The following is a 16097-nucleotide window of genomic DNA, read 5'->3' as shown; positions in this document are numbered from 1 at the left end:
GGTGAAGGGCTTAATCTACACTCGAAGGTCTATGCCTTAAGGGTGGGCTCAAGCTGCTCTTCACCTCAGTTGATGGTAGCTAACCATCAACTCTATCAAGATACAAGGGTGGGCACCCCGTGCCCACGCGTTACGCCAACACGCCGCGAACGTCACGCGTGGGCGGAAGGCCGCCCACGCTACCGCGATTCGTACGCCGCCAGCCTGCGCTGCTCGTTGGGGCTGAACATGCGATTGCGCAGCGCGGCCAGCGCCGCCTCGTCGCGCACTCCCCGGCGCTGCGCGAGATAGGCGTCGATCCGCCGCTTCCACGCCGCTTCGTCGCGGTCCACGGCGGCCAGGCGCTGCGCCGCGTCGGCGCCGAACGCCTCGGCGCGCAGGCGGAACACGTCGTCGTCGCCGGCGCCGCTCGCGCGCAGCCGCTCCGCTTCTTCCTCCACGTGCACGATCTTCAGCGGCGCCTCGCGCGCGGCGCGCACGTCGGCCGGCAGGCTGGCGTCCAATGCCGCCAGGCGTTCCCGCTTCTGCTGCGCCGTCAACGTGCGGTCTTCGCGGACCTCCATGCGCGCGAGGGCGTCGGCGTTGGCGGCGTCCTCGCGGCCGAAGATGGCGGCGATCTCGCGCTGGCTGAAATAGTGCGCGCGTAGGCTGCTCAGCGCGGCCATGCGCCGCTTCAGCGCGGCGGCGTCCGGACCGGACAACTTGGGATCGGCGCCCAGCGCCGCCAGCGCCTGGCGGTACGCGATGTAGCGCGCCAGCACGCGCTTGGCGGCGGCTGCCGCCGCTGGCTTCAGGGTGCGGTCGAGCTCACGCTCGATCTCGGCGCGCACGGCGTCGGGAGATTTTTCTCCCACCGCGCTCAGGTAATAATCGAACAGCTCGATCAACCGGGCGTCGGCGACGACGCTGTCGTCCTGCGCCACCTGCACGGCGCCGTCCGGACGCGTGCCCCGCAGCGATGGAACGAACGGCTGCGCGGGCGGCGCGACCATGACGGTTTGCGTCACCGGCGCCGGCGCGGGCCGCGCGGCCAGCACCGCCAGCCACAGCGTCCCCGCCGCGCCCAGTGCGACGACGATTCCCGGACTCCCCTTCACAGGCCCATCTCGCTCAGGCGGTTGGCGTGCTGGCGGTACAGCGTGACGGGATTGGTCTCGAACAGGTTGACGAGGCCCGCGACCTGGTTCACTTCATCGAGGTGGTTCATGCCGTAGTCGTCGCGGATCACGCGCCCGAGATGGCTGGAGCAGCTGGCGACGAGGCCATCGTTCTTCTGGCCGAGGAAAGCCAGCGACAGGACGCTGAGCGGGCCGTCGAGCGGGTCGAGGAAGTTGGTGAACGGCTGCGCGCCGCTCCACGAAAAATAGTAGACGCCCCGGGCCTGGTACGCGCCCTCGCCGCACGCGGTGGCGGGCACGCCCTCGGGATAGGCGGCGTTGAATTTGGCGGCGCCGGCCGTCGTCAACGAATCGAGCGCCGCCGTCGACATCTGGGCGCTGCTGTCGCCGGACAGGAACGCGATGGTGCCGGCGACGCCGTTGACGATCGAGCCGACCACGGCTTCCGACAACGTGCCCGGCGCGACCGCGCCGCGGATGACGTCGGCTACCTGCGAACCCTTGTTGACGCCGCCGACGCTCGTCACCGACGCGACCAGCTCCGGCGCCACCGACGCGACATAGCGTGCCGTCGGCCCGCCGTGGCTGTGGCCGATCAGGTTGACTTTCTGGGCGCCGGTCGCGGCCAGCACCTGCTTGACGTAGGTGAGCAGCTGTTCGCCGCGCACCTCGGTGCTGTTGGCGGCGCTCACCTGCGCGACGTAGACCTGGGCGCCGTCGCGGCGCAGGGCGTCGGCGATGCCGAACCAGTAATCGTAGGGACCGATGCTGTCCCAGCCGAGGAAGCCGTGCACCAGCACGATCGGATAGCGGGTCTGGGTATAGCCGGTGGCGGAAGCGGACAGCGGCAGGAACGACAGGGCAAACAAGAGCGCGGTCAGCCATTTGGCGAAGCGTTTCATCGGGTGGTCTCCTTGATGTTGTGCGATTGATACGGCCGAGCCAGAGTACGTTCAAGCGCAACAACCAACAAGGCGTGCACGGCCGCGCAAGGCGTCGTGGCTTGCCGAATCAGGCGAATGTCCCAATAATCCATGCATCGTTTGGGAGAAAACCACATCATGGACATGAAACGCATCAACGCGGGCAAGCTGCGCGCCATCGGTTACGACGCGCGCGAGCGCATCCTGCGCGTGGAATTCGACGACGGCAGCGCGATCGACTACGCGGGCGTCGGCAGCGAGGTGTGGCGGCGCTTTTCGACGTCGGGCGCGGCCTGGAGTTTTTATCGCGACAACATCGAGGAGGAGTTTGCGGGCAAGCGCGGGCGCGCGGCGGTGGACAGCAAGCGGGCGGAATTGGATGCGCTGTTCGGCGGGGCCGAGGCGCCGAAGAAGCCGAATCCGCTCGACGCACTGTTCGAGCAGCCCAAGGACGAATAAAAAAACGCCGCTCCGGTTCCCCGGCGCGGCGTCAACTCTGCTGAGTTCAGTGTAACCGATCAGGCTACCGAACGGTCAGGCAGATTCTTTCAATTGTTCGAGAATCGCCGGGTTTTCCAGGGTCGAGATGTCCTGGGTAATGGTTTCACCTTTGGCCAGGACACGCAGCAGGCGGCGCATGATCTTGCCGGAGCGCGTCTTCGGCAGGTTGTCGCCGAAGCGGATCTCTTTCGGCTTGGCGATCGGACCGATCTCCTTGCCGACCCAGTTGCGCAGCTCGGCGGCCAGTTTCTTGGCGTCGTCGCCGGTCGGACGCGCCTGTTTCAGCACGACGAACGCGCAGATCGCCTCGCCCGTCGTCTCGTCCGGCTTGCCGACGACCGCGGCTTCCGCCACGATCGGGTGCGCCACGAGCGCCGACTCGATCTCCATCGTGCCCATGCGGTGGCCCGACACGTTCAGCACGTCGTCGATGCGGCCCGTGATGGTGAAATAGCCCGTGTCCTTGTTGCGGATGGCGCCGTCGCCCGCCAGGTAGTAGCGGCCGCCCAGCTCTTCCGGATAATAGGCGTTGCGGAAACGGTCCGGATTGTTCCAGATGGTGCGGATCATCGACGGCCACGGACGCTTCACGACGAGGATGCCGCCCTGCCCGTTCGGCACGTCGTGGCCGGCTTCGTCGACGATGGCGGCCATGATGCCCGGCAGCGGCAACGTGCAGGAGCCCGGCACCATCGGCGTCGCGCCCGGCAGCGGCGTGATCATGTGGCCGCCGGTTTCCGTCTGCCAGAAGGTGTCCACGACCGGGCAGCGCTCGCCGCCGATCTGCGTGTAGTACCACATCCACGCTTCCGGGTTGATCGGCTCGCCCACCGTGCCCAGCAGGCGCAGGCTGGACAGGTCGTAGTTCTTCGGATGGACCTTCTCGTCCGTGTTCGACGCCTTGATCAGCGAACGGATCGCCGTCGGCGCCGTGTAGAAGATGCTGACCTTGTGCTTGGCGATGGTCTCCCAGAAGCGGCCCGCGTCGGGATAGGTCGGCACGCCTTCGAACACGATCTGCGTGGCGCCGACCGCGGTCGGGCCGTAGCAGATGTAGGTGTGGCCCGTGACCCAGCCGATATCGGCCGTGCACCAGTAGACGTCGTCCGGCTTGATGTCGAAGGTCCACTTCATCGTCAGCGCGGCCCACAGCAGGTAGCCGCCGGTCGAGTGCTGGACGCCCTTCGGCGTGCCCGTCGAGCCGGACGTGTAGAGGATGAACAGCGGATGCTCGGCGTCGACCCACTCCGGTTCGCACTCACCGCTCTGGCCGTCGACGAGGTCGTGCAGCCACAGGTCGCGGCCCTGCTGGAAGTTGATTGCGCCGCCGGTGCGCTTGTAGACGATGACGTCGCGGATCGTGTCGCAGCCCCCCAGCGCCAGCGCCTCGTCGACGATGGCCTTCAGCGGCAGCGCCTTGCCGCCGCGCAGCTGCTCGTCGGCCGTGATGACGGCGACGGCGCCGGCGTCGATGATGCGCTCCTGCAGCGACTTCGCGGAGAAGCCGCCGAACACGACGGAGTGCGTCGCGCCGATGCGCGCGCAGGCCTGCATGGCGGCCACGCCTTCGATCGACATCGACATGTAGATGATGACGCGGTCGCCCTTCTTGATGCCGCGCGCCTTCAGGCCGTTGGCGAATTTGCACACACGCTCATGCAGTTCGCGGTAGGTGGCGCGGGTGACCTTGCCGTCGTCGGCCTCGAAGATGATCGCCGTCTTGTCGCCGTTGCCGTTCTCGATGTTGCGGTCGAGGCAGTTGTACGACGCGTTCAGCTGGCCGTCCGCGAACCATTTGTAGAACGGCGCATTCGATTCGTCGAGGGTTTGGGTGAAGGGCTTGTGCCAGGCGATGTTTTCGCGCGCGAGGCGGGCCCAGAAGCCTTCGTAGTCGCTGGCGGCTTCGTCGCACAGCTTGCGGTATGCATCCATGCCGGAGATGGCGGCATCGGCTGCGAATTGCACGGGCGGCTGGAACACGCGATGTTCCTGCAAGCCCTGCTGCTGATTGGTCTCGTTCTCGGCCATACTAGTCTCCATAGTCGTATTAGTAATCTTCTGCCGCATACCTTAGGCGCCCACGCTTACTGAGCCCTTACAGGCTTGCCAGGCGCCGTCAGCATCCCGTGGCATTTTACCAACCTTCGACGCGCGACGAAGGGCATGCCGGCAACGCGCGGCGGGTGTAGAATGTTGAGCTGTCTTGATCGCAGCCGCATTGGAAAGCCGCATAGATGCTCGATTCTCAACCTTCGTCCAGCGCAAGAAAACGCAGCGCCCTCGCCAATTTCATGTTCGCCAGCCGCTGGCTGCAGCTGCCGCTTTACCTGGGACTGATCGTCGCGCAATGCGTTTACGTGTTCCATTTCTGGGTCGAACTGAAAGACCTCGTGCTGGCCGCGCTCGGCAACGACGTCGCGCTGCAACACATCTTCCAGGCCGTGGCCGTGCCGGGTGCGCCGCTGCCGGACAAGCTGAACGAAACGACGATCATGCTCGTCGTGCTGGGCCTGATCGACGTCGTCATGATCTCGAACCTCCTCATCATGGTGATCGTCGGCGGCTACGAGACGTTCGTGTCGCGCATGTACCTGGAAGACCATCCGGACCAGCCGGAATGGCTGTCGCACGTGAACGCGTCCGTGCTGAAGACCAAGCTGGCGATGGCCATCATCGGCATCTCGTCGATCCACCTGCTCAAGACGTTCATCAACGCCCAGTCGTACGACGCGAAGACGATCATCGCGCAGACCTCCATCCACGCCGTGTTCCTGCTGTCGGCGATGGCGATCGCCTACACCGACCGGATCATGATGGTCACCCAGCACCAGGCAAACCACTAATACCAAGCATCAAGCACCAAGCAATCCAAGACCCCCACAGCGAGAACCCCCATGACTGTCATCAAACAGGACGACCTGATCGAATCGGTCGCAGCCGCCCTCCAGTACATCAGCTACTACCACCCCGCCGACTACATCCAGCACCTGGCACGCGCCTACGAGGCCGAGCAAAGCCCGGCCGCCAAGGACGCCATCGCGCAGATCCTGACCAACTCGCGCATGTGCGCGGAAGGCAAGCGCCCGATCTGCCAGGATACCGGCATCGTCAACGTGTTCCTCAAGATCGGCATGAACGTGCGCTTCGAAGGTTTCGGCAGCGGCTCGATCACGGACGCCGTCAACGAAGGCGTGCGCCGCGCGTACAACTTCGCCGACAACAAGCTGCGCGCCTCGATCGTCGCCGACCCGCACTTCGAGCGCAAGAACACCAAGGACAACACCCCGGCCGTCGTGCACATGGAACTGGTGCCGGGCGACACCGTCGACGTGATGGTCGCCGCGAAAGGCGGCGGCTCGGAAAACAAGACCAAGTTCGTCATGCTGAACCCGTCCGACTCGCTGGTCGACTGGGTGCTCAAGACCGTCCCGCTGATGGGCGCCGGCTGGTGCCCGCCGGGCATGCTGGGCATCGGCATCGGCGGCTCCGCCGAGAAGGCCATGCTGATGGCCAAGGAGTCGCTGATGGAAGACATCGACATGTATGAACTGAAGCGGCGCGGCCCGCAAAACAAGCTGGAAGAGCTGCGCATCGAGCTGTGCGACAAGATCAATGCATTGGGCATCGGCGCGCAAGGCCTGGGCGGCCTGACGACCGTGCTGGACGTGAAGATCAACATGTACCCGACCCACGCGGCATCGAAACCGGTCGCGATGATCCCGAACTGCGCCGCCACCCGCCACGCGCACTTCGTGCTGGACGGCTCGGGCCCGGCCTACATCGAACCGCCGTCGCTGTCGACCTGGCCGGAAGTCCACTGGACGCCGGACACGCAGAAGTCCAAGAGCGTCAACCTCGACACGCTGACGAAGGAAGAAGTCGCATCGTGGCAGCCGGGCCAGACCCTGCTCCTGAACGGCAAGATGCTGACGGGCCGCGACGCCGCGCACAAGCGCATCCAGGACATGCTGGCGAAAGGCGAGCCGCTGCCGGTCGACTTCACGAACCGCGTGATCTACTACGTCGGCCCGGTCGATCCGGTGCGCGACGAAGTCGTGGGCCCGGCCGGCCCGACGACGGCGACCCGCATGGACAAGTTCACCGACATGATGCTCGAGAAGACGGGCCTGATCGCGATGATCGGCAAGGCCGAACGCGGCCCGGTCGCCATCGAGTCGATCAAGAACCACAAGTCGGCATACCTGATGGCCGTCGGCGGTTCGGCGTACCTCGTGTCGAAGGCGATCAAGTCGGCCAAGGTCGTCGGCTTCGAAGACCTGGGCATGGAAGCGATCTACGAATTCGAGGTCAAGGACATGCCGGTGACCGTGGCCGTCGACTCGACGGGTACGTCGGTGCACGAGACCGGTCCGAAGGAATGGGCCGCCAAGATCGAGTCGCTGAAGCTGATCCCGGCGTAATCCGCGGGGCGGTGCGATCGATGCCACATCGGTCGCACCGCCGTACAATCCTTCCATGTCCTCATCAACGTCCCTGAACGACGCCCCCGTCGGCATCTTCGATTCCGGCCTCGGCGGCCTCTCGATCCTGCGCCACGTGCGCGCGCAACTCCCGCACGAACACCTGGTCTACGTGGCCGACACGGGCTTCGCGCCATACGGCGACAAGCCCGAACACGTGGTCGCCGAACGCTCGCTGGCGGTGGCCCGCTTCCTCGTCGAACGGGGCGCCAAGGCGATCGTCGTGGCGTGCAACACGGCGACCATCTCCGCAGTTCGCCTGATGCGCGACACCTTCCCCGACCTGCCCATCGTCGGCGTGGAACCGGGCCTGAAGCCGGCGGCGGCATTGACGCGCAGCGGCAAGGTCGGCGTGCTGGCCACGGAGCGCACGCTGGCGGGCGCCAAGTTCCTGCAGCTGCGCGACCAGATCACGCAAGCGACGGGCGCGCAATTCCTGCTGCAGCCATGCCGCGGCCTCGTCGACAAGATCGAATTGGGCGACACGGACGGCACGCGCGCGCTGCTGCAGCGCTACGTGACGCCGCTGCTCGACGCGGGCGCCGACACGCTCGTCCTGGGCTGCACGCACTACCCGCTCGTGCAGGCGACGATCGAGGACGTGATCGCATCCGCGGGCGCGCGCGACGTCGCGCTCGTCGACACGGGCGAAGCGGTCGCGCGCCAACTGGTCCGCCTGCTCGACGCGGGCCGGCTACTGCGCCCCGCCACGCCCGGCGTGCCCGCGCGGCTGGACGCGTACACGAGCGCCAGCGCAACGGCCCTGTCGGCCGCGTTCAACAGCCTGATCGGCATCGACCCGCCGGTGCACGAGGCGACGTTCGGCGCGGGGTAGACCTGCCGCACTGCTGGGCAAAACTCGATTTGCCAGAATGCGAATGACCCTATATAATCTCGTTCTGTCTCGGCAACAACGAGGCGTGAAGTAAGACAGTGGTGGCTGTAGCTCAGTTGGTAGAGTCCAGGATTGTGATTCCTGTTGTCGTGGGTTCGAGTCCCATCAGCCACCCCAAGAATTCAAAAAAGCCGCGAGCGCAAGCTACGCGGCTTTTTTTTCGCCACATGCCTCGGTGCTAAGGCTGCACAGGAATCCGAACGCCATTTGCGGGAAGCGCGACATGACGGGCGCCCACGGCGCCCGTCATTGGTCCCGTGCCGCTGACGTAGCGATAGATTGCGAACGGCGCGGCGATCTCAGGACCATGCCGGGAAAAAACCAGGCGCATGTCGGATGGCGTCAGGTCGACGAACACCGGCAGCCCGGGCTCCGCAAATTCCAGTCGTTCGAGCGCACCCTGATGAAAGCGGACGGCAACACCCCTCGGATAACCCGCCCCAAGAAATTCACCGATAACGATTAGAACTTTCTCTTTTTTACCAACGCACCTGACCTTGATCTCCGCGCCGCGCGAGGCGTCATCCTCGTTGCCGAATATCGGATTTGGGCGTCCTTCAGATGCAGCTTTCAAGGAAATTTGCCGCGAGTCTGCGATCAGCTGCTCCGCTATCACCGAAACGACCTCGTTTTGTGCCTGGCCGAGTCGGCACGTCGCCAACGTGGTCTGTGCTGCGGCGACTCCGGAATAAGCAAGCAAAACTAGACCAATGAACTGCTGCGATAACTTCTTCACCGAACCATCTCCCTCAGAATTTCCATGTCTTCCGGTGCATTTGCGAGCTTTTCCGCCGCCGCTTTGATCTTGGTGAAATAGATCCCATTTCTTACCCCACGATAGTCTTTATACGCCTCACTTATCGGATCTGCCGCGCCCTTTGAGCGCTGACGATCGATCAATATCTGGAGATATGACGTACCGGCTTCGATATTTTTCGCTTCATCCAGGAATTCCGAACTGTCATGGTATCGATCAGCCGCACCAAAAACTTCGGCGTCGCTGCGGCGTTCGGCACGAGGCAGCTTCAGATTCTGTAGGCGATACAGTTCTCGAACGGTTCCCCTCAACAATTGCATAAGGCCTCTTGCGGTGCTGGAGTCGGATTGTATGCGGGCATCGAACCGGGATTCCATGTATATCTGGCAGATGATGACGTCTTCCTCGATCTGTGATCGGTTATTTTCCCTGACCAGCGCACGAATTTCGCGGAGTCTCTTTGCGTCGTCGATCTTGGCCTGAGCTGGCGCTTTATCGGACTGCGGAGTCAGTCGCGCGCTCTGGCGGTGTACAACGTGTGCAGCTGTCATAGCTGATCCCAGTTTCGACGAATCGGAGGCGTATCGTCAAACACGACCAATTCAACGATGTGGCTTGCACTCGCGGAGCAAAGTTTCGTGTGACCTTGGTCGTCCGTTGCACCTTCGAGGCTGCTGCCATCCGGCAGGCAAATGGCGTAGCGCCGTCGGCGCAACGGCTTGCCGGTCGCGGAGTCGAGCAGCAAGAAATAGCGATCAAAGCTTTCGCCGGGTCCCGTCGCCTGCCCAGAAGAGGCTCCTTGATCGCGCAAGCTTTCTGAACGGGCATCGTCCGCATACTCGACGGTCGCAGTATGTTGAGATGCAATCAGGGTTGCACCGCAGGCGGTCAGCATACCTTCGAGGGCAGTTCCGATACTGCCAAACACATGGTTTGCAGCACCCTCCGTGATCGGAAAATTGCCTTTGCACTTGGGACACCAGACTTTGTGCCCCAGTCCGGCAATTGGGAGCCCGTACAGGCTGGTATGCTCCCAGCCCTCCAGTACCTTACCGCCGTGGGAAGTCGCGTCCCCTTTTCGGATGATCGCTCGCGCAGACATTTATTCCTCGGGGTCAATTAAGGAAAAACGCCATTACAACGTGCCGTCGACCTGCCGCTCTTACGCCACCGCAAAATCGAAAATGAAAATGAAGCAGCCGACCTTTTCTGCAACAATCGCAGCCGTACGCCACCCCGCCCGCGCATGGTTTAAAATGCATGTCAGAAATGTATGAACGTCAATCATATTTGAGCAAATGAATTATTTGCCGTATACTTGACTGCGGTATATATCTAAAAACGAGCGGCAGGCATTGCGTTGACCTGGCCGCCATGCGGCCCCGCCGCATCGCGGATGCGCCGCAGCATCCACTCTTTCAACGGGTCCAGGCGCCGGCACGGCCGCGCCGCGACCGCCCGCCTCCGCGCGCCGGGACGGACCTGCCATCCCCGCCGGCCGCGCCGAGGCCTCTCTCCAAGGGCCGATCATTTATGACCCCAACACCGCCGCCGCACCGCCATCGCTCCGATAAGGTCCGCCTGCTCGCGAGCGCATTCGCCATCTGCGTGCTGCTCGCACCGTCGTCGCACGCGGCCAGGCGCAAGCCGGCGCCGCCCACGACACCGACCATCGCCGATTTCAGGGAGTTGAGCGGCTCTTACCCCGACGACTGCGCGGCGCCTCCGGATCCGGCGTTGTCGGCGATGGGCGCGCCGACGACGCGCCGCTGCGCCTGGAGCCAGCGCATCGAGATGGTGTACTGGCGCAGCATCCCGACACCGGCGGCCACCTGCCTGCCGCCGGCCGCGATCGCGTGGCAACGCCTCGCGCAGGACATCCACGCGGATGCGCCGCCGTGGAGTAGCGCCTGGTCCGGCCGGACCATGTCCGCGAACGTGGGCAACAGCCAGCAGGTGGCTGCCGTCTGGCGCGACGACGACGGCCAGTGGTCCGCGGCGCTGTGGCGCTGGCAGCCGTCCGAAAAGCCCGCGACGCGCGTCTGGCAGACCGGCCACTGGAACGACGTGATCGAGGCCGCGCATGCCATCGGCGCCGGCAATCCGATGCCCGCGGCAACGCCGCTGTTCGTCGCCTGGAGCGATGCATCGAAGGGCAAGCCGCGCGTGCTCGACGGCGACACGTGGCGCTGGGTATCCGACCGCACTTGCCTGCGCCTGGAGACGGCGAACATCGCGCAGACGCGCGTCCACCTGCCGTATTCGCGCGACGATGCGCGGCTCGAGCAGCGCAGCGGCATGCAGGTGCAGCTCGCGCGCCTGCTCCCGAACGCCGAATGGCTGCAGCCGTTCACGCTGCTCGATCCGGTCAAGCCGGGCGAGCGCACGAGCGCGAAATTCATCGCGGTCTGGCGGGAAGGCCGCAGCGTGAAGGGACAGCTGTGGATTCCGCTGCGCGACGACGCCGGCATCGTGCGCGCCCGCATCGTCAGCGACCTCGCGCCGGCATCCCCGGAACGCCAGAAAGACCTCGCGAAACAACGCGCGGACGTGATCGAACATGAGCTGACGGCGCTGGCCCACGCCTGGGAGGTACGCCATGAATGACGAACTGTCCACGCCCCTCTGGTTGCTGTCGCCGCTGGCCGTGCTGGGCGCCGGCCTGATGGTCGCGCTCGTGATCGGCCTGACGCTGCAGCGCTTCAAGATCCCCAAACTGTATGGCGCCGTGATCGCCGGCCTGCTACTCGGCGCGACCGGCGGCGGCTTCATCGACCGTGCGCTGCTGACCCAGTTCCAGGAACTGCTCAACGGCGCGGCGGCGCTGGTGCTGTTCGAAGTCGGACGCACGATGGACCTCGCGTGGCTGATGCGCAGCGGACGCCAGGGCGCAAGCCTGCTGCTGGCCACGCTGCTGCGCGGCGCGGCCGCCGCCATCACGCTGGGCCTCCTCGGCCTGCCGTGGGGCGCCGCGATCTTCATCGGGTCGATCCTCATCGCCGTCAACCCCGTCATCCACAGTTCGATGGTGGCCGACGAAAACGCCAGCGGCACGAGCACCTTCGCCACGTCGAACATGGTCGGCCTGTCCAACCTCGTCGCCCTGCTGGCGCTCGGGATCACGCTCGCGTGGACCCGCAGCCACGGCCCCGATGCCGACAGCGATTTCACGGTTGAGTTGATGCGCCAGGGCGGCAAGCTCGTGGTGGGCGCGGCCATCGCCGTGCTGTCGTACGGCGTCTACGCGCTCGCCACGCGGCTGTGCAAGGTGCCGGCGACGCTGCGTCCCGGCATGCTGCTGGCCGCGCTGTTGATCGACCTGGGCCTGTGCTCCGTGACGGCGGCCAGCGCCCTGCTCTCGCTGCTGCTGATGGGCGTCCTGCTGCGCAACGCCGAGAAGCGCGACAACGTGTTCCAGGCCCAGTTGAAGACGGCGCAGGACATCGGCTACGTGCTGCTGTTCCTGATGTCCGCCGCGCTCGTCGACCTGCAGCAACTGCTGCACGGCTGGGCCATCCTGGCGGCCGTGACGGTGTTCGCGGTCCGTATCGCGGCGACGCGCCTGGCCCTGTGGCCCGGCACGGCCTGGGACATGCGCAAGCAGCATGCGATGTCCCTGTCGATGTGCTCCCTGGTGAGCTACGGCGGCCTCGTCGTCGACAACACCCTGAATGCCTACACGGGGCTCGATGCGACGTCCACCGCCGTGATGGGCGCGCTGCTGGCCCTGAACGTCCTGCTGGCGCCGGGCCTGACCTGGGTCGGCCTGCACCTGGCGGGCGAAACTTACCGAGGAGGTGCCCAATGAGCGAATTGATGAACGAAGAAGGGCTGAGCAAGCTGAAACAGGATGCGCAGGCGCAGGCCGTTTCGGGCCAGGGTCCCGCGTATCTGCCCGACTTCAAGGCGTCGACGATCGGCACCATGGGCATCGAACTGGAACTGATGGTGCTCGACCGCCTCACGTTCGACCTGTTCCCGGCCGCGCCGGACATCCTGCGCCTGCTCGACAAGCATGACAAGCCGTGGGTCCACACGCCGGAAATCACGACGTCGATGCTGGAAGTGGCGACCGCGATCCTGACCTCGTTCGACGAGGCGGCCGAGCAGCTGGAACACATCCGCACGACGGTGCAGCGCGCCGCGTTCGAGGTGGGCGCGTCGATCTCCGGCGGCGGCGCGCATCCGTTCCAGAAGTGGAACGAACAGCGCATCTATCCGAAGGAGCGCTATTTCGCGTCCGAGCGCAAGTTCGGCTATCTGGCTAAACTGTTTACCGTGTTCGGCATGCACGTGCACATCGGCGCCGGCACGCCGGACGAAGCGATGCGCCTGTGCTCCTGGCTCACGCAGCGCGCGCCGTTGTTCATCGCGCTGTCGGCCAATTCGCCGTGCTGGCAGAGCGAGGTCTCCGGCTTCTGCAGCTCGCGCAGCAATGTCGTGGGCGCGTTCCCGATGAGCGGCATCCTGCCGTACAACATCCGGACCTGGAGCGATTTCCGCGCCCATTTCGACGAGCTGGCCGGCCACGGCATCGTCAACAGCATCAAGGATTTTTACTGGGACGTGCGGCCGAAACCGGAATACGGGACGATCGAACTGCGCGTGCTGGACACGCCGCTCAAGCCCGTCTACGCGGCCGCGCTGGCGTGCTACGCGCGCGAGCTGTGCCTGGAATGGGCCGACCAGCCGGGCCTCTGGCCCACCAGCGCCAGCCGCGAACTGTACATCTGGAACCGCTTCAACGCGGCGCGCGACGGCGTCGAGGCAAGCTGGATCGATCCTGAAACGGGCGTCTCGATGCCGGCCGCGGAAGCGATCCGCGCCGACCTGGAACGGTTGCAGCGCCGGTCGACCGACCCGGGCTTCCCCAAGGCATGCAAGGTGATCGAACACCTCATGAAAAACGGCGGCCAGGCGCGCTGGCTTCGCGCCCACCTCGACGCCGGCGGCGGCATGAACGACCTGGCGCGGATGGCCAGCGAACTGTTCGAGGACGGCGCGCCGCTGGGCTAGTTCGGATGCAAAAAGGGCGTTCCCGCGGGAACGCCCTTTTCGAATCGCCGGGTACCGCCAGGCCGCTGGTCTCGTGCGCAACCGGTAGAGATGCCGGGGACGCATTGCCTCACCTGGAGCGCCGAGCCAGCCGGCCGGCACCCGGGATGATCAGTCCAGCTTCCAGGCGTAGTCGACCTTGGTCCAGGTCTGGGCCGGCGCGCCGCCCTTGGTGCCCGGCTTGAACTTGCAGTTCGACAGGCCTTTCAGCGCGGCCTTGTCCAGGCCCTTGAAACCGCTCGACTTTTCCAGCTTCGAATCGGCCACCGAGCCGTCGGCGTTGACGAGGAACGACACGACGGTCACGCCCTGCTCTTCGTTCATCAGCGACGCCTTCGGATACTCGACCTTGCACTTGGACGGGTCGAACGTTGCCGGCGTATCGCCTGCGTAAGCCGAGCCGGCGACGCCCGAGATCAGCAGAGCCATCAGGCTCGCATAAAATTTCTTATTGGACATTTTTATTACCCCCGAAAAACAAAGTTTTTTTTAATGCCGGTGCGGGCACCGGCCCTGGACGAGCCGTCCTGGCTCAGAATTCTTCCCAGTCGTCGCTGGCGGCGGCCGCCGCGACCTTCTTGGCGGTCGATGCCGGAGCATCTGCCGGGCGTTCTTCCTGGACCGGCGCCTTGGCCTTCGCCGGACGTTGTGCCGAACGTTGCGCCGGACGTTGTCCCGGCTTCTTCAGCTGCGGCTTGGCTTGCGAGACGACGACGGCACGGCCGGGAGCGGCCGGTGCCGGCGTTTCCGCGACCACCGGCTCTTCGCCTTCGGCCAGCTTGAAGATGCTGACGACGCGCTGCAGTTCCGCAGCCTGATCCTGCAGGCTCTGGAACGCGGCGGCGGCTTCTTCGACCAGCGCGGCGTTCTGCTGCGTCATGCCGTCCATTTCGATGATCGACAGATTGACCTGCTCGATACCGGCGCTCTGTTCGGCGCTGGCGCTGGCGATGTCGCTCATGATGTCGGTCACGCGCTTGACGCTCGCGACGACCTCGTCCATCGTCTCGCCGGCTTGGCCGACGAGCTTGCTGCCGCGGCCGATCTTCTCGACGGAGTCGCCGATCAGCTGCTTGATTTCTTTTGCCGCCGCGGCGGAACGCTGGGCCAGGTTGCGCACTTCCGATGCGACGACGGCGAAGCCGCGGCCTTGTTCGCCGGCACGCGCCGCCTCGACGGCCGCGTTCAGCGCCAGGATGTTCGTCTGGAAGGCGATACCGTCGATGACGCCGATGATGTCGGCGATCTTGCTTGCCGAGCTATTGATCTCGCCCATCGTGCCGACGACTTGCGACACCACGTCGCCGCCCTTGCGCGCCACATCCGATGCCGTCGCGGCCAGCTGGTTCGCTTCGCGGGCATTGTCGGCGTTCTGCTTCACGGTCGACGTCAGCTCTTCCATTGCCGACGCGGTCTTTTCCAGCGAGCTGGCCTGCAATTCGGTACGCGACGACAGGTCGGTGTTGCCGGCCGCGATTTCACGCGATGCCGTGGTAATAGTGTGCGTGCCGCGACGCACTTGGCTGACGATGTCGACCAGGCTGTTGCGCATCTGCTTCATTTCGGTCAGCAAGCTGCCGCGATCCGTCGTTTTGGTGTCGATGGCGATCGACAGGTCGCCTTCGGCGATGCTGCCCGCGATCTTGGCGGTATAGCCCGGCTCGCCGCCCAACTGCTTCAGCAGGCCGCGGGTAATGGCGGTGGCGGCCACGATGCCGATCGCGACGGCCAGGCCCAGCAGCACGAGCATGAAGTTGCGGGCGCTGGCGAACGCGGCTTCGGCATCCACCTGGCTTTGCGCATTCTGCTTGTCTTCCAGCTTGCCCAGCTGATCCAGCGCGTCCAGCCATTTCTTCTGGGCGGGACGGATTTCCTTGATCATGACGCGGGTGGCGTCCATCGCGTTATTGGCCAGATAGAGGGCCGACGCCTTGGCGATGGCCGGCATGGCCGTGCTTTCGGCTTCCTTCACCTGGTTCAACAGGTTTTTTTCGTCGGCCGACGACTCTTCCGAGAACTTGGCAGCCAGTTTTTGCTGCAGAGCGTCGTATTTGGCGGTCTGTTCCTTGAAACGGTTCAGTTCCGGCTCCATGTCGGTAGGATCCGTCATCAGGGTCAAGGTGCGCAGCGACGTGACACGCTCGCTCACGTTGTTGCGCATGTCGACCACTAGACGAGTCACCACATTGTTGACGTTGACGACGTGGTCGAGCCGATTCTGGATCTGCGCCATGCGCAGGACACCGATGACAGTGACCATGACCAGCAGCACGAGCACAAGGGCAAAGCCCAACCCCAGCCGCGTGCCGACTTTCATGTTTGCAAGATTCATTCCTTATCTTCCCTGTTTCAAGTTCGGACCTGCCC

Annotated in this window: 15 protein-coding genes and 1 tRNA gene; 8 read left to right on the top strand and 8 right to left on the bottom strand. The window is 64.8% G+C overall.

The genetic code is table 11. The features are described 5' to 3' along the window. Window positions 1–179: 179 nt before the first annotated feature. Both ISF28_RS20305 and ISF28_RS20300 read right to left on the bottom strand, forming a co-directional pair. Complete coding sequence (locus ISF28_RS20305; protein ID WP_198118993.1) at window positions 180–1097, bottom strand: lipase secretion chaperone; 918 nt, start codon at window positions 1095–1097, stop codon at window positions 180–182. Then, window positions 1094–2020 (bottom strand): esterase/lipase family protein, encoded by a 927-nt coding sequence (locus ISF28_RS20300; RefSeq protein WP_198118992.1) that lies wholly within the window; start codon window positions 2018–2020, stop codon window positions 1094–1096. The genes ISF28_RS20305 and ISF28_RS20300 overlap by 4 nt, the downstream gene beginning before the upstream one ends. 159 nt (window positions 2021–2179) lie before the next feature. Between ISF28_RS20300 and ISF28_RS20295 the strand changes: the two genes are divergently transcribed. Continuing rightward, window positions 2180–2500 carry a KTSC domain-containing protein gene (locus ISF28_RS20295; protein WP_198118991.1) on the top strand — a complete coding sequence of 107 codons (321 nt, stop codon included), beginning with the start codon at window positions 2180–2182 and terminating at the stop codon, window positions 2498–2500. A 75-nt stretch (window positions 2501–2575) separates the two neighbouring features. On the opposite strand, the gene acs is transcribed toward ISF28_RS20295, so the two are convergent. Further along, window positions 2576–4570 (bottom strand): acetate--CoA ligase, encoded by a 1995-nt coding sequence (gene acs, locus ISF28_RS20290; protein ID WP_198118990.1) that lies wholly within the window; start codon window positions 4568–4570, stop codon window positions 2576–2578. Between the two features lie 206 nt (window positions 4571–4776). Between acs and ISF28_RS20285 the strand changes: the two genes are divergently transcribed. The 4 genes from ISF28_RS20285 to ISF28_RS20270 all read left to right on the top strand — a co-directional run bounded on the left by ISF28_RS20285 (window position 4777) and on the right by ISF28_RS20270 (window position 8035). Next, complete coding sequence (locus tag ISF28_RS20285) at window positions 4777–5385, top strand: YqhA family protein (RefSeq protein WP_198118989.1); 609 nt, start codon at window positions 4777–4779, stop codon at window positions 5383–5385. A gap of 51 nt (window positions 5386–5436) precedes the next feature. Further along, window positions 5437–6963, top strand: a complete 1527-nt coding sequence (locus ISF28_RS20280; protein ID WP_198118988.1) for a fumarate hydratase — start codon at window positions 5437–5439, stop codon at window positions 6961–6963. Window positions 6964–7018: 55 nt separating this feature from the next. Then, a complete protein-coding gene (gene murI / locus ISF28_RS20275) occupies window positions 7019–7858 on the top strand; it encodes a glutamate racemase (RefSeq protein WP_198118987.1) in 840 nt (279 codons plus the stop codon). A gap of 101 nt (window positions 7859–7959) precedes the next feature. After that, window positions 7960–8035: transfer RNA gene (locus tag ISF28_RS20270), tRNA-His, on the top strand. Between the two features lie 61 nt (window positions 8036–8096). Here the strand turns inward: ISF28_RS20270 and ISF28_RS20265 are convergent. Genes ISF28_RS20265 through ISF28_RS20255 form a run of 3 tightly spaced genes read right to left on the bottom strand, consistent with a single transcriptional unit; the run spans window position 8097 to window position 9777 of the window. Beyond that, on the bottom strand, window positions 8097–8654 hold the full coding sequence (locus ISF28_RS20265; protein WP_198118986.1) for a hypothetical protein: 558 nt from the start codon (window positions 8652–8654) through the stop codon (window positions 8097–8099). Further along, window positions 8651–9226 carry a transglycosylase SLT domain-containing protein gene (locus tag ISF28_RS20260; RefSeq protein ID WP_198118985.1) on the bottom strand — a complete coding sequence of 192 codons (576 nt, stop codon included), beginning with the start codon at window positions 9224–9226 and terminating at the stop codon, window positions 8651–8653. The genes ISF28_RS20265 and ISF28_RS20260 overlap by 4 nt, the downstream gene beginning before the upstream one ends. Continuing rightward, on the bottom strand, window positions 9223–9777 hold the full coding sequence (locus ISF28_RS20255; RefSeq protein WP_198118984.1) for a PAAR domain-containing protein: 555 nt from the start codon (window positions 9775–9777) through the stop codon (window positions 9223–9225). Before ISF28_RS20255 ends, ISF28_RS20260 begins: the two co-directional genes overlap by 4 nt. Before the next feature lie 431 nt (window positions 9778–10208). Between ISF28_RS20255 and ISF28_RS20250 the strand changes: the two genes are divergently transcribed. Genes ISF28_RS20250 through ISF28_RS20240 form a run of 3 tightly spaced genes read left to right on the top strand, consistent with a single transcriptional unit; the run spans window position 10209 to window position 13691 of the window. Continuing rightward, a complete protein-coding gene (locus ISF28_RS20250; RefSeq protein ID WP_198118983.1) occupies window positions 10209–11282 on the top strand; it encodes a hypothetical protein in 1074 nt (357 codons plus the stop codon). After that, window positions 11275–12483 (top strand): cation:proton antiporter domain-containing protein, encoded by a 1209-nt coding sequence (locus ISF28_RS20245; protein WP_198118982.1) that lies wholly within the window; start codon window positions 11275–11277, stop codon window positions 12481–12483. The genes ISF28_RS20250 and ISF28_RS20245 overlap by 8 nt, the downstream gene beginning before the upstream one ends. Then, entirely contained in the window at window positions 12480–13691 is a 1212-nt protein-coding gene (locus ISF28_RS20240) for a YbdK family carboxylate-amine ligase (RefSeq protein WP_229519230.1), read from the top strand. The genes ISF28_RS20245 and ISF28_RS20240 overlap by 4 nt, the downstream gene beginning before the upstream one ends. A 150-nt stretch (window positions 13692–13841) precedes the next feature. Here ISF28_RS20240 and ISF28_RS20235 read toward each other — a convergent pair whose 3' ends face one another. Then, entirely contained in the window at window positions 13842–14189 is a 348-nt protein-coding gene (locus ISF28_RS20235) for an energy transducer TonB (protein WP_198118981.1), read from the bottom strand. Window positions 14190–14262: 73 nt separating this feature from the next. Continuing rightward, a complete protein-coding gene (locus ISF28_RS20230) occupies window positions 14263–16062 on the bottom strand; it encodes a methyl-accepting chemotaxis protein (RefSeq protein WP_229519229.1) in 1800 nt (599 codons plus the stop codon). Window positions 16063–16097: the final 35 nt, after the last annotated feature.

The organism is Massilia rhizosphaerae, assembly GCF_016093545.1.
In the GTDB taxonomy this organism is placed as follows: domain Bacteria; phylum Pseudomonadota; class Gammaproteobacteria; order Burkholderiales; family Burkholderiaceae_D; genus Telluria; species Telluria rhizosphaerae.
The sequence above is the reverse complement of the archived record's forward strand: the minus strand, read 5'-3'. Positions and strand labels throughout refer to the sequence as shown.

Coding starts and splice junctions, on each gene's coding strand:
- murI (WP_198118987.1), top strand. CDS start 7,019: ATGTCCTCATCAACGTCCCTGAACGACGCCCCCGTCGGCATCTTCGAT.
- ISF28_RS20245 (WP_198118982.1), top strand. CDS start 11,275: ATGAATGACGAACTGTCCACGCCCCTCTGGTTGCTGTCGCCGCTGGCC.
- ISF28_RS20280 (WP_198118988.1), top strand. CDS start 5,437: ATGACTGTCATCAAACAGGACGACCTGATCGAATCGGTCGCAGCCGCC.
- ISF28_RS20300 (WP_198118992.1), bottom strand. CDS start 2,020: ATGAAACGCTTCGCCAAATGGCTGACCGCGCTCTTGTTTGCCCTGTCG.
- ISF28_RS20295 (WP_198118991.1), top strand. CDS start 2,180: ATGGACATGAAACGCATCAACGCGGGCAAGCTGCGCGCCATCGGTTAC.
- ISF28_RS20285 (WP_198118989.1), top strand. CDS start 4,777: ATGCTCGATTCTCAACCTTCGTCCAGCGCAAGAAAACGCAGCGCCCTC.
- ISF28_RS20230 (WP_229519229.1), bottom strand. CDS start 16,062: ATGAATCTTGCAAACATGAAAGTCGGCACGCGGCTGGGGTTGGGCTTT.
- ISF28_RS20255 (WP_198118984.1), bottom strand. CDS start 9,777: ATGTCTGCGCGAGCGATCATCCGAAAAGGGGACGCGACTTCCCACGGC.
- ISF28_RS20235 (WP_198118981.1), bottom strand. CDS start 14,189: ATGTCCAATAAGAAATTTTATGCGAGCCTGATGGCTCTGCTGATCTCG.
- ISF28_RS20250 (WP_198118983.1), top strand. CDS start 10,209: ATGACCCCAACACCGCCGCCGCACCGCCATCGCTCCGATAAGGTCCGC.
- ISF28_RS20260 (WP_198118985.1), bottom strand. CDS start 9,226: ATGACAGCTGCACACGTTGTACACCGCCAGAGCGCGCGACTGACTCCG.
- acs (WP_198118990.1), bottom strand. CDS start 4,570: ATGGCCGAGAACGAGACCAATCAGCAGCAGGGCTTGCAGGAACATCGC.
- ISF28_RS20240 (WP_229519230.1), top strand. CDS start 12,480: ATGAGCGAATTGATGAACGAAGAAGGGCTGAGCAAGCTGAAACAGGAT.